Origin of the sequence: Mesorhizobium sp. M7A.F.Ca.CA.002.09.1.1, assembly GCF_003998555.1 — a bacterium.
In the GTDB taxonomy this organism is placed as follows: domain Bacteria; phylum Pseudomonadota; class Alphaproteobacteria; order Rhizobiales; family Rhizobiaceae; genus Mesorhizobium; species Mesorhizobium ciceri.
Genome location: NZ_RZRR01000057.1, coordinates 1 through 11,986 on the forward strand (window position 1 = coordinate 1; position 11,986 = coordinate 11,986).

11 protein-coding genes and 1 pseudogene are annotated in these 11,986 nt (G+C 61.9%); 7 read left to right on the top strand and 5 right to left on the bottom strand.

The annotated features are described in order from the left end of the window. Nucleotides 1–1,335: acyl-CoA carboxylase subunit beta (locus tag EN994_RS04610; protein WP_164745810.1), on the bottom strand; the 1,335-nt coding region annotated here is incomplete at its 3' end. A gap of 409 nt (nucleotides 1,336–1,744) precedes the next feature. On the opposite strand from EN994_RS04610, the gene EN994_RS04615 reads away from it, so the two are divergent. Beyond that, a complete protein-coding gene (locus EN994_RS04615) occupies nucleotides 1,745–3,208 on the top strand; it encodes a DEAD/DEAH box helicase (RefSeq protein WP_245465984.1) in 1,464 nt (487 codons plus the stop codon). Nucleotides 3,209–3,270: 62 nt separating this feature from the next. On the opposite strand, the gene EN994_RS04620 is transcribed toward EN994_RS04615, so the two are convergent. Both EN994_RS04620 and EN994_RS04625 read right to left on the bottom strand, forming a co-directional pair. Then, the gene (locus EN994_RS04620) at nucleotides 3,271–4,245 is read right to left on the bottom strand and encodes an alpha/beta fold hydrolase (RefSeq protein ID WP_063168060.1); all 975 of its coding nucleotides are present in this window, start codon (nucleotides 4,243–4,245) and stop codon (nucleotides 3,271–3,273) included. A gap of 79 nt (nucleotides 4,246–4,324) precedes the next feature. Continuing rightward, nucleotides 4,325–5,146, bottom strand: coding sequence for an SDR family oxidoreductase (locus EN994_RS04625; protein ID WP_024505081.1), 822 nt, complete (start codon nucleotides 5,144–5,146; stop codon nucleotides 4,325–4,327). 227 nt (nucleotides 5,147–5,373) lie between these two features. On the opposite strand from EN994_RS04625, the gene EN994_RS04630 reads away from it, so the two are divergent. The 6 genes from EN994_RS04630 (at nucleotide 5,374) to EN994_RS04655 (ending at nucleotide 9,919) form a co-directional block, all read left to right on the top strand. Beyond that, complete coding sequence (locus EN994_RS04630) at nucleotides 5,374–6,408, top strand: cysteine synthase A (RefSeq protein ID WP_013531459.1); 1,035 nt, start codon at nucleotides 5,374–5,376, stop codon at nucleotides 6,406–6,408. Continuing rightward, nucleotides 6,408–7,151 carry an alanyl-tRNA editing protein gene (locus EN994_RS04635; RefSeq protein WP_063168059.1) on the top strand — a complete coding sequence of 248 codons (744 nt, stop codon included), beginning with the start codon at nucleotides 6,408–6,410 and terminating at the stop codon, nucleotides 7,149–7,151. Before EN994_RS04630 ends, EN994_RS04635 begins: the two co-directional genes overlap by 1 nt. Before the next feature lie 38 nt (nucleotides 7,152–7,189). Continuing rightward, nucleotides 7,190–8,056 (top strand): 3-mercaptopyruvate sulfurtransferase, encoded by an 867-nt coding sequence (sseA, locus tag EN994_RS04640; protein WP_063168058.1) that lies wholly within the window; start codon nucleotides 7,190–7,192, stop codon nucleotides 8,054–8,056. A 5-nt stretch (nucleotides 8,057–8,061) separates the two neighbouring features. Beyond that, on the top strand, nucleotides 8,062–8,625 hold the full coding sequence (locus EN994_RS04645) for a GNAT family N-acetyltransferase (protein WP_013531462.1): 564 nt from the start codon (nucleotides 8,062–8,064) through the stop codon (nucleotides 8,623–8,625). Nucleotides 8,626–8,736: 111 nt separating this feature from the next. After that, entirely contained in the window at nucleotides 8,737–9,294 is a 558-nt protein-coding gene (locus EN994_RS04650) for an OmpA family protein (RefSeq protein WP_127307413.1), read from the top strand. Nucleotides 9,295–9,451: 157 nt separating this feature from the next. Beyond that, nucleotides 9,452–9,919 (top strand): DUF1203 domain-containing protein, encoded by a 468-nt coding sequence (locus EN994_RS04655; RefSeq protein WP_013531464.1) that lies wholly within the window; start codon nucleotides 9,452–9,454, stop codon nucleotides 9,917–9,919. A gap of 234 nt (nucleotides 9,920–10,153) precedes the next feature. Here EN994_RS04655 and EN994_RS04660 read toward each other — a convergent pair whose 3' ends face one another. Beyond that, on the bottom strand, nucleotides 10,154–11,461 hold the full coding sequence (locus EN994_RS04660; RefSeq protein ID WP_063168057.1) for an outer membrane beta-barrel protein: 1,308 nt from the start codon (nucleotides 11,459–11,461) through the stop codon (nucleotides 10,154–10,156). 206 nt (nucleotides 11,462–11,667) lie between these two features. Then, nucleotides 11,668–11,986 (bottom strand): annotated as a pseudogene (locus EN994_RS04665) (alanine dehydrogenase); the annotation flags it as partial.

Consider the following 11,986-nt stretch of genomic DNA (forward strand, 5'->3'; position numbering starts at 1 on the left):
ACCGATGTCCTTGCGGTAGATGATCTCGACCGCGCCCCTCGCACCCATCACCGCGATCTGTGCCGTTGGCCAGGCATAGTTCATGTCGCCGCGCAGGTGTTTTGAGGCCATCACGTCATAGGCGCCGCCATAGGCTTTTCTGGTGATGACTGTGATCTTCGGCACGGTGGCCTCGGCATAGGCGAACAGCAGTTTCGCGCCATGCTTGATCAGCCCGCCATATTCCTGCGCTGTACCGGGCAGGAAGCCGGGGACATCGACGAAGGTGACGATCGGAATCGAAAAACAGTCGCAGAAGCGCACGAAGCGCGCCGCCTTGCGGCTGGCGTCCGAATCGAGCACGCCGGCCAGCACCATTGGCTGGTTGGCGACGAAGCCGACCGTGCGGCCCTCGACGCGCCCGAAGCCGGTGACGATGTTCTTGGCGAAATTCTGCTGGATCTCGAAGAAGTCGCCTTCGTCGGCGACCTTCAGGATCAGCTCCTTGATGTCGTAGGGCTTGTTGGCGTTGTCGGGAATCAGCCGGTCGAGCGACAAATCATGGTCGGTGACCGACTGGTAGCATTCGATCTCGGGAAGCTCCGATGTGTTGGAAGCCGGCAGCAGGTCGACCAGCCGGCGCATCTGCAGCAGCGCCTCGACGTCATTGTCATAGGCGCCGTCGGCGATCGAGGATTTCGTCGTGTGGACGGAAGCGCCGCCGAGACTCTCGGCGGTCACCGTTTCGTTGGTCACGGTCTTCACCACATCCGGTCCGGTGACGAACATGTAGGAGGTATCGCGCACCATGAAGATGAAGTCGGTCATGGCAGGCGAATAGACATCGCCGCCGGCGCATGGACCCATGATGACGGAAATCTGCGGGATGACGCCTGAGGCAAGCACGTTGCGCTGAAAGATCTCGGCATAGCCGCCGAGTGCTGCGACGCCTTCCTGGATGCGCGCGCCGCCGGCATCGTAGAGGCCGATGATCGGCGCCCGGTTGCGCAGCGCCATCTCCTGTACCTTGATGACCTTCTCGGCATGCGCTTCCGACAGCGAGCCGCCGAACACGGTGAAATCCTTGGCGAAGAGATAGACCGGGCGGCCGTTGACCGTGCCCCAGCCGGTGACGACGCCGTCGCCGGCGATCTTGGTCTTCTCCATGCCGAAGTCGGTCGAGCGGTGTTCGACATACATGTCGAATTCCTCGAAAGAGCCCTCGTCGAGAAACACCTCGATGCGTTCGCGCGCGGTGAGCTTGCCCTTCTTGTGCTGGGCATCGATGCGGGCCTGGCCACCACCCATGCGGGCGATCTCGCGGCGGCGCTCGAGTTCCTTCAGCACGTCCTTCATCGATTACCTCCCAAGCCAGCGGCATTTCGTGGTAATCGTGCCGGCAAGCGAGCGCAAGCGCCGCTTGCTCCGTGGATTTTGCTGCGCTGCAGCATGACGCCCCTTGCATTTGGTGGCGAACTGGGCCATATGCGGCGGCATAGGCGCTTGGGCCGGGACTTATCCGGCCTTCTCGACGAATGAGACTGGTTGCGTCTGTTTTCCCTCTTTCCGGTATATCGGCCCTTTTTCCGGTAAATCACAAAGCGGCGAAAAAGCCCCGTGGCATGATGCCTGCGGGCACGACAGCGCAGCCGAGTGGACGAACCCGTCCGCCCGCCTTGTCGTTTCATGAAAATTTGTTCGACGGCAGGTTGCGCCCTGCCGCCATCGATGTTTGCGGCCAGAAGCCGCGTGAAAGAAGATTATTTTGACCAACGAAAACACTTTGCCCGGTAGCAACACTGCGGAACTCACCGGTTTCGCGGCACTGGGTATTACGGGCGCGCTGCTCAAGGCCACCCACAACGCCGGCTTCACCGAGCCGAAGCCTATCCAGGCGCAGGCGATCCCGCCGCAGATGGAAGGCCGTGACATTTTCGGCATCGCCCAGACCGGCTCCGGCAAGACCGCGGCCTTCGCTCTGCCGATCCTGTCGAAGATCATCGCACTCGGCACCAAGCGCCGGCCGAAGACGGCGCGTGCGCTTATCCTGGCGCCGACGCGCGAACTCGCCGTGCAGATCGAGGACACGATCAAGATCCTCGCCAAGGGCGCGCATGTCTCGACCGCGCTCGTGCTTGGCGGCGTCTCGCGCTTCAGCCAGGTGAAGAAGGTTGCGCCCGGCGTCGATATCCTGATCGCAACGCCCGGCCGGTTGACCGACCTGGTGCGTGAGGGCGACCTCATGCTTGCCGACACCAAATGGCTGGTGCTCGACGAGGGCGACCGCATGCTCGACATGGGCTTCATCAACGACGTCAAGCGCATCGCCAAGGCGACCGCGCCCGATCGTCAGACGGTGCTGTTCTCGGCGACCATGCCCAATGAAATCGCCGAACTGGCCAAGGGCCTGCTGAAGAACCCGATCCGCGTCGAAGTCGCGCCGCAAAGCACGGCAGCGGCCGAGATCGTGCAAGGCGTCGTCTTTGCCCGCACCAAGCAGAAGCGCCAGGTGCTGTCGACGATGCTCGCCGATGAGGCGATGAAGTCCGTCATCATCTTCTCGCGCACCAAGCATGGTGCCGACAGGGTGACCAAGGACCTCGAGCGCGATGGCTTCAAGGCCGCCGTCATTCACGGCAACAAGTCGCAGAACGCCCGCCAGAAAGCGCTGAACGATTTCCGCGACGGCTCGGTGCGCATTCTGGTGGCGACCGACATCGCGGCGCGTGGCATCGACGTGCCCGGCATCAGCCATGTCGTGAATTTCGACCTGCCGGATGAAGCCGAGAGCTACGTCCACCGCATCGGCCGTACCGGCCGCAACGGCATGGACGGCATCGCGATCACGCTTTGCGATCCTTCCGAGAACAGCAAGCTGCGCCAGGTCGAGCGCATCATCCGCACCAAGCTGCCGATCGTTGCCGACCATCTCGGCAGCCCCGATCCGCTGCGCAATCCGGCTGAAAAGAACGAGCGTTTCGAGCCGGCCAATGACCGCAACGACCGAATGGCCGTCGCGACGGCAGGCGGCCCGGTGGCGAGAACAAGGGCAACGGCTTTGGCAAGAAGCGCTTCGGCGACAAGCCGGCCTTCGCCGGCGAGCGCAAGCCGGACGGCGCCAAGCCGGCCTTCAAGGGCAACAACAAGCGCCGCTTCGGCGGTAAGCGTCCGGCTGCGCGGGCCGCGTAAGCCAGACCGCGCTGCAGTCAGTCAAGCTTCGGCTGGCTGATTGCCGAGACGAAACAAGAAAAGGGCGGCCGAAGCGATGCTTCGGTCGCCCTTTTTCGTCGCCTACTTCACCACCGCTTCGATCCAGACGGCGATCCTTTGCGCCAGAAACGCCGTGGTCGATGGCGACAGCGCGTCGCCGGCAATGACGTGATTGTCCGGGTCGCCAGTGTCGTCGACCGGAACCAGTTCATGCGGCGCGCCCCAGCGCCCGGCAATCTCGCGGCTGCGGTCGGCCCGCACCACTTTGTCCGAATCAGAAAAGATGAACAAAGCAGGGACGGTCGCCTTCTCCACCGGCGCGCCATAGGCAAGCTCGGTCAGCGCCTGCATCGGCAAGGTTGCTTCGATCGGATAGCGGGTGGTCCAGAATTTTTCATTCAGCGCGTTGCGCGGCACGAAGCTATGTTCCTTGCCGGCGACCAGCCTGGCGATTTGTTTGCCCCACGGCATGGTCAGGATCTCGGCGCCCGAAGTCTTGACGCCGAAGTTCGGGGAGATGAACGCAATCGCCGCCACCCCGTCCGACGCACCGGGCTGCGTTGCCGCCCAGACCGCCAGCGAGCCGCCGGTCGAAGTCGAGATGACGATCACCTTGTCGCCGATCGCCCGGCCGATGGCGAGCGCCTCCTCATAGTCGTTGATCCAGGCATTGATGCTGCCTTGCGTCATCGCCGCGCCATCCTGCCCATGACCGGTAAGCCGTGTGTAGAAGAGATTGGCGTCAAGCTGTTCCGCCACTTCGTCAGGCAGCGGGCGGACCTCGCCCTTCGATGCGGAAAAGCCGTGGATGTAGACGATCGATAGCGGGGTCCTGGCATGCACCAACGGATCGGCCCAGACGATCTCCTTCTCCAGCCCGTCTCGGATTCCGGGGATGGCGGCTTCCGCCTTTGCCACATAGGCCTGCGGATCGTCGCCGATGAGCGAGGGATCGAAACGGATCGTGGTGTCGACGCGAACGCGCGGGCCGAACACGAAGGCCAGTGCGAGAACGGCAATAAGGCCCAGCACAGCAAGCACGATCCGTCGCCCCATCGCAGACTCCACGCGGCACTTGTCTCAACCATGGCGACGGCGGCCCGAAAACGGGGAGCCTGCCAATTTCGCAGGCGTCCTATTCGATCGGCGGCTTGCGGTCGTAATGCAGAGGCCGCGCCTTCCAACTGGTCATCAGGCTGATAAACCCTCTGCACAGCGGCCTCGGCAGCAGGGCGAGCAGTTTCAGCGGCCAGCTTGTCCGGCGCGGGAAATGGACTTCGAAACCGCCCGACTTGATGCCTCGCGCCATGCGGCGCGATGCGCGGCTGACCGGCATCAGTCCCGGCATCGGCAGCATGTTCTTCTCGGTCAGCGGGGTGTCGATGAAGCCTGGGTTGAACACCTGGATACGCACGTTCATCTTGTCGAAATCATACTTCAGCGACTCGGCCAGGATGTTGATGGCCGCCTTGGTGCCGCCATAGGCGGCCGTTGTCGGCCAGCCGAAATAGGATGTCACGGAGCCGACCAGCACGACATGGCCGCGCGCCCGCACACGCATGCGTTCGACCGCAGGCACGAGGCCGTTGATGATGCCGAAATAATTGACCTCGAAGGACCGGCGAAAGTCGTTGACGACAAGATTCTCCCCCGGCGTCGAAATGTAATTCCCAGCATTGAAGATGGCGAGCACGATGGGACCGAGCTCCTTCTCGATCGCGGCGACGGTTCTTGCCATGCGCGGCTCGTCGGTGACGTCGCAGGGAAAGGCCGTGACGCTGCCCGGCATCTGCGCGGTCTCGACGACAAGCGTGTCGATCGGATCGTCGTCGAGCGCCGTCACCGCGACGGCATAGCCCTGGGAAGCAAGATCCCTGGCCAAGGCACGGCCGATGCCGCTCGATCCGCCCGTGATCCAGGCGACGCCGTGCTTCGGGTTGGCCCGGTAGAGTGTCATGCTGCGCCCTGTCGACTTGTTGGTGCTTTGCTCTAGCGATGAAGAAATCGAATGAAAAGCTGCTTTTCAACGTCAGCCGGAAAATGAGCTGTGGCGCAAGAGGTCGGTTTCGGGAAGCGCTGACGCAATTACAGTACCGCAAATGCGACTGGACCAGACAAATTCTTGCCTTGAAACTGCAGCTTCGGGTTTCTAGGGTTTCGGCGCACCTACACAAGGAATCCTGAATGCCCCGTTCTGTGATCGACGCGATCGGCAAAACGCCTTTGATCCGCCTCAACAAAGCTTCGGAACAAACCGGTTGCGAGATCCTGGGCAAGGCCGAATTCATGAATCCGGGCCAGTCGGTCAAGGATCGCGCCGGCCTGTTCATCATCCGCGATGCCGAGCAGCGTGGGCTGCTGAGACCCGGCGGTGTCGTCGTCGAGGGAACGGCGGGCAACACCGGCATCGGGCTGACGCTGGTCGCCAAGGCGCTCGGCTATCGCACCGTCATCGTCATTCCCGACACACAGAGCCAGGAGAAGAAGGACACGATCAAGCTGCTCGGTGCCGAACTGATCGAAGTGCCTGCCGTGCCCTACAAGAACCCCAACAATTATGTGAAACTGTCGGGGCGGCTGGCCGAGCAACTGGCGCGGACCGAGCCGAACGGCGCCATCTGGGCCAACCAGTTCGACAATGTTGCCAACCGTGACGGCCATATCCGCACCACAGCAGAGGAAATCTGGAGCCAGACCGGCGGCAAGGTCGATGGCTTTGTCTCGGCGGTCGGTTCCGGCGGCACGCTGGCCGGCGTCGCCTTTGGGCTGAAGGCGAAAAGCAAGGATGTGAAGATCGCGCTGGCCGACCCGCTGGGGGCCGCGCTCTACTCCTTCTACACCAGCGGCGAGCTGAAGTCCGAAGGCAGCTCGATCACCGAAGGCATCGGGCAGGGGCGCATCACCGCCAATCTCGAAGGGTTCACGCCGGACTTTTCCTTCCAGATCCCCGATGAGGATGCGCTGCCGATCGTCTTCGACCTGATCCAGGAAGAGGGGCTTTGCGTCGGTGGCTCGACCGGCATCAACATTGCCGGCGCGATCCGCCTGGCCAGGGAATTGGGTCCCGGCCACACCATCGTGACCATTCTTTGTGACTACGGCACGCGCTATCAGTCAAAACTGTTCAACCCGGAATTCCTGCGCGAGAAGCAACTGCCGGTGCCGGGTTGGATGGAGCTGAAGAGCACAATTTCGGTGCCGTTCGAAAAGGTCGCGTGATGGCAAACTGGACGGATGCCCTGTTTCGCGACGACGCCTATCTGCGGACGGCGGATGCGACGATCGTTGCCGTCAACGACCGCGGCGGCATCATCCTCGACCGGACGATCTTCTACGCCACTTCGGGCGGCCAACCGGGCGATACCGGGTGTCTCGAACGCGCGGACGGCAGCCGCATCGCCATTGCCGCTACCCTCACCGGCGAGACCAAGGACGAGATCATCCATGTGCCGGCGCCGGAGCAAGCAGTGCCACAGGTCGGCGAGACGGTGAGGTTGGCCATCGACTGGGAACGCCGGCATCTCCTGATGCGCATGCATGCGGCTTGCCATTTGCTCACCGTCGTCTGTCCGTTTCCAATCACCGGTGCCGCCGTTTCCGAGGACGACAGCCGTGTCGACTTCGACGCTCCGGATGCCGGCTTCACCAAGGAGGACATCACCGCCGGGCTGATGGAGCTGGTGCGGGCCGATCATCCGATCTTTGTCAGGCTGATCAGTGACGAGGAACTGGCCGCCAATCCCGGCCTGGTGAAATCCAAGAACGTCCGGCCGCCGGCCGGCACCGGCAAGATCCGCCTGGTCTGTATCGGCGACAACGCCTCGGTGGACAGCCAGCCCTGCGGCGGCACCCATGTGAAGAGCACTGGCGAAGTCGGCGAAATCCACATCGGCAAGATCGAGAAGAAGGGCCGTGAAAACCGGCGCTTCCGCATCCGCTTTGGGCCGATGCCGGCAAACTGAACAGACAGTGATCGCCAAAAGGCGAGCAGGAGCACAAAATGGCCGAGGACAGCCCCTTCACCGTCGACGCAGACTGGCTGCAGCAACGTCTCGGCGAGCCGGGCCTGACGATTCTCGACGCATCCTGGTATCTCCCGGCGCAGAAGCGCGATGCGCGCGGCGAGTATGATTCGGCCCACATCCCGGGCGCACGATTTCTGGATCAGGATGCGGTTTCGGATCCGGATTCGCCCTTGCCGCATACGCTGCCGTCACCGCAGCATTTTGCCCAGTATGTCGGCGCCATGGGCGTTTCGGCCGATGACACCATCGTCGTCTACGATGGTCCGGGTTTCTTCTCGGCGCCCCGGGCGTGGTGGATGTTCAGGGTGATGGGCGTCTTCCAGACCTATATTCTGGATGGCGGCTTCGATGGCTGGAAAGCCGCCGGCAGACCGGTGACGGCTGAGCCGACGAAGATCGCGCCAAGCGTGTTTCATGCCGATTTCGACTCCGGGCGCGTCGCCAGCCTCGCCGACATGCGCCGGATCGTCGACACCAGGGCAAGCCAGATCGCCGACGCCCGGGGACCGGGCCGCTTTACCGGCGCCGAGCCTGAGCCGCGCGCGGGTATCCGCTCCGGCCATATGCCTGGCGCGCGCAATCTGCCCTATTCGGCGCTGTCGGAAAATGGCGAGCTGCTGTCGAAGGACCGCCTGCGCAAGGCGATCGAGGAGGCCGGCATCGATCTGTCGAAACCTGTCGTCACCTCATGCGGCTCCGGCATTACCGCAGCGGTGGTGACGCTGGCGCTGGAAACACTTGGCCATACCAACAACAGGCTTTACGACGGCTCCTGGACGGAGTGGGGCGGGCTTTCCGACACGCCTGTCGTGACCGGCCCCGTTGTGATCGGCAAGGAATGAAGACGATGGAAAACGGCGCGCTGGAAGATATTGACGTCACGGTGACGTTTCTCGAGATGCATGTGCCGCCGGCCTATTCGCCGCCGGTGCCCTACAACCGTCAGATCGCGCTGCTGAAGACCAAGGACATTCCGCTGCATTTCTACCGCTATCTGATGGACCGGGTGGGGCGCAAATGGCACTGGGTCAATGTGCTGAGGCTGGATGACGACGAGCTTGCCGCCGGCATTCATCGCGAGGATCGCGACATCAGGGTCCTTTATCTCGACGGCGCACCCGCCGGCTTCTTCGATCTCAAGCCGCATCTGCCGGAAGAAGTCGAGCTCGCCTATTTCGGCATGATGGAACATGCGACGGGACAAGGCATCGGCCGCTGGTTCCTGGGTTCCGCGATCGCAGCCGCCTGGTCGCATGGTCCGAAGCGCGTGACGGTGCAGACCTGCACGCTCGATCATCCGGCGGCTCTGCCGCTTTACCAGAAGCTCGGCTTTGCACCGGTGGCGCAAAAGAAGGAAATCGTGCATCCGCTGCCTTTCGCCGAGCGCGCGGCCAGCGTCATGCGGCCCTAGCCGGAAGCTGACACCAGCTCGAATCTGAACCTGTCGTTCATCGGCCCTTCAGGCTGCTTTTGGCATGTTGCCCGCACCATCAATGCGGCCAAGGCCGAAGGAGACGAAGACATGCTGACCCGCCGTACACTTGCCGCCGCGCTGATCGCGGCGATTGCCATGCCAAGCCTGGCCGCAGCCCAGGCGACAACGCCTTCGGCCGCAATTTCACACGCGGTGCTGCCTCGAGCTTCCGCTCGATCGTCGCGGCCGAACGAGCGCGTCACCATCCGGGAATTCAAGCGGCGCCCGGATTTGCGCCGCATGGCCCGCTCGATCGATATCCAGTCGATCAACTTCGCCTTCGGTTCGGCGGCTATTGCCAACTCGCAATACGACAAGATCGAGACTATTGCCGACGCGCTGCGGCGAATCCTGCGCCGCGATCCCGGCGCCCGCGTGCTGATCGAGGGCCATACCGACGCCGTCGGCTCCTTCCAGTCGAACCAGGCCCTGTCCGAACAACGCGCCGCTTCGCTCAAGCGCACATTGGTGCGCGAATTTAGGGTGCCCGGCCATGCACTGGAAACCGTTGGTTACGGTGAGGAGTTTTTGCTGGTGCAGACGCAGAACGAAAACTGGCAGAATCGCCGGGTGACGCTGCGCCGCTTCGACGATTTCATCCGTTGAGTCGCAGCTCCGAATTTTAATTAGCCGGCGCCTTTGACAGGAATCTGATGAGAGCCGATCGCCGAGGGGCGATCGGCTTTTCGACATTTGGCAGGAATCGGGTGGGCGGCGAGGGTTCAAGGACATAATTTCCAATCACGACACCGGAGATTTTTCCATGACCATCCAGTTCAAAGCTTTGCCGACCGAAGCTGTCAGGACGCTGCAGCGTGGTGGCGTCGATGCTTATGGCCAAACGCCCGAGCGAAAGGTCTCAGATGGTGACGGCATGCCTTGCCGGCATTGTTTGAAGAACATAGGAGCCGGCGATGCCTATCTTGTTCTGGCATACAGGCCATTCCCGCAGCTTCAGCCCTATGCCGAAACCGGGCCGATCTTCCTGCATGCCGAGGAATGCGACGGCGCTGCCGAGGGCGAGGCGCTGCCCGAGATTCTCGACAGCCCCGACTACATCGTGCGCGGCTATGGCAGGGATGACCGTATCGTCTATGGCAGCGGCGGCGTGGTCCCGACCGGAGACATCACCGGGCGGGCCAAGACCTTGTTGGAACGCGACGAGATCGCCTACGTCCATGTCCGCTCGGCGCGCAACAATTGCTACCAGTGCCGCATCGAGCGCGCTTGAGGCTGAGATTAGCCGCTGGAAACAGCTGTCGTACTCCCGTCGCATAGTCGCGATAGAAAGCCATTGTCGATCGATTTGCCGACCGCGGATGAACCGGCGGCAAATCTCGTCATCGAGGAAGCGGGGCTTTGGCTCCGCTTTTTTGTTGCCTGCGTTTGGAGCAGACGTATTCCACGCAAGAAAAAAGCCCGCCGGCATGGCCGACGGGCTGCAACTGTTTGGCTGGAGGGCCTTTTAGTTGAACTTGTACTTCGCGCCGAGGCGCACGGTGTGGAAAGAGGAAGTCGAGGTAAGGGTGTCGTCAGGTGCGCCGAATTCCGAAGAAAAGTCCTTCTTGGCGAACTGCGAATAGCGATATTCGAGGCCAACGGTGACATTGCTGGACAGAGCCGTTTCCAGTCCGCCACCGACCGAGAAGCCGCTGGAGCCCCAGTCGAGGATGTCGCCGATCGGGTCGGAAGCGTTCAGATCGAAATGCTGCCAGCTGTAGCCGGCAAGCGCATAGGCAAGGGTCGATTCGTTCATCTTCATGCCAACGCGGCCCAACACATCGAACCCATAGTCGGTATCGACGTTGATCGATCCGCCGCCGAGATCCAGCTTGGAAGTCATGCCGGAGTAGCGTGCATCGACCATGACGCCTGCGACCCAGCTGCCGAAGTCATGATCGTAGCCGACGTTCAGTTCACCAAAGGCACCTTCGCCACCGAGACCATTGAATTCCAGGTCGCCGAGCGGCGGAACGTTGATCTGGTGCACGGACGCACCGGCACCACCAGCGCCGCCGATATAGAAGCCGGTCCAGTTGTAGGCTGGCGTCTCGAAGGCAGCACCGCCGCCGTTCTGGGCACCGAAACGGTAATTGGCTGCGATCTGGAAAGTATGGCGCGAGGTGTCAAGATTGAGGAGACCGTCCGGAACCCCGACGATGCCAGCCTCGGAAAGAAGATCGTCCTTGGTCCCGAAGCCCGTATAGCGATACTCAGTCTTGATCGTCCAATTGCTGTTGATGGCCGTTTCGATGCCACCTCCGACAAAATACCCGCTCTGATCCCAATCAAAGTCGAAGCCAGCGTTCGTATCGAGCTTGTACTTCTGCCAGGAATAGCCACCCAGCACGTATCCCAGAGTGTTTGGCGTCAAGAGATAGCCGAGACGCAGGCCAGCGTCGAAACCGTAGGTTTCCTTGATCGAAGCGTCGAATCCCGTAATGTCCAGCGTGGTCCCGATGTTGCCGACGTGAGCGTCCAGCAGACCACCGATGAGGAACCGCGGCGCGACCATATAGTCATAGCCAACCGTCAGCTCACCGTAGACGCCTTCGCCACCAATGCCGTTCAGCGAGACTGGAATAAAATCGCTGCTGAGCTTGTGTACGTTGGCACCGGCGCCGACGCCAAAACCAACGTATAGACCGCTCCAGTTAAAGCCGGCAGCTTCTTCTACCGGCTGCACGACGTCTGCTGCGTGAGCAGCAGATATCAAAGCCACAGCAGAAACAGCACCAAGAAGAAAAGATTTCGCGGATGTGCGAATGAACATATGCCCGTACCCCATGAGTAAACCCAGAATGTCTCTAGCAGGGAACCGGCCGGCACGGGAATGACAAATATGCAACAATGATGAGCAAAGTGCCGTTGCGTCACATCTTTCGGCGCCATGCTTTGCCTGAAAAACAGGCTCGCAAGAAAAAACCCGCCGGCATGGAACCGGCGGGCTGGATTGAAAGGAGCTGTTTTTCGCGAAAATCAGGCGGCGAGTACCGCTTTCGGCTCGACCAGTTCGTAGCCGAGCGCCTCGGCGACTGCGCGGTTGGTGATCTTGCCCTTGTGGACATTGAGGCCGTTGCGCAGGTGATGATCGTCGACCAGCGCCTTCAGGCCCTTGTCGGCGAGCTGCAGGCCGTAGTGAAGCGTCGCGTTGTTGAGCGCGTGGGCCGACGTGACGGGCACGGCACCCGGCATGTTGGCGACGCAATAGTGGATGACGCCGTCGACCTCATAGGTCGGGTCGGCATGGGTGGGGGCGTGCGAGGTCTCGAAGCAGCCGCCCTGGTCGATGGCGCCA

Excerpts from the sequence above, each read along its gene's own strand:
- EN994_RS04645 (WP_013531462.1), top strand. The coding sequence starts at position 8,062 with ATGGAAAACGGCGCGCTGGAAGATATTGACGTCACGGTGACGTTTCTC.
- sseA (WP_063168058.1), top strand. The coding sequence starts at position 7,190 with ATGGCCGAGGACAGCCCCTTCACCGTCGACGCAGACTGGCTGCAGCAA.
- EN994_RS04620 (WP_063168060.1), bottom strand. The coding sequence starts at position 4,245 with ATGGGGCGACGGATCGTGCTTGCTGTGCTGGGCCTTATTGCCGTTCTC.
- EN994_RS04635 (WP_063168059.1), top strand. The coding sequence starts at position 6,408 with ATGGCAAACTGGACGGATGCCCTGTTTCGCGACGACGCCTATCTGCGG.
- EN994_RS04630 (WP_013531459.1), top strand. The coding sequence starts at position 5,374 with ATGCCCCGTTCTGTGATCGACGCGATCGGCAAAACGCCTTTGATCCGC.
- EN994_RS04655 (WP_013531464.1), top strand. The coding sequence starts at position 9,452 with ATGACCATCCAGTTCAAAGCTTTGCCGACCGAAGCTGTCAGGACGCTG.
- EN994_RS04625 (WP_024505081.1), bottom strand. The coding sequence starts at position 5,146 with ATGACACTCTACCGGGCCAACCCGAAGCACGGCGTCGCCTGGATCACG.
- EN994_RS04660 (WP_063168057.1), bottom strand. The coding sequence starts at position 11,461 with ATGTTCATTCGCACATCCGCGAAATCTTTTCTTCTTGGTGCTGTTTCT.
- EN994_RS04650 (WP_127307413.1), top strand. The coding sequence starts at position 8,737 with ATGCTGACCCGCCGTACACTTGCCGCCGCGCTGATCGCGGCGATTGCC.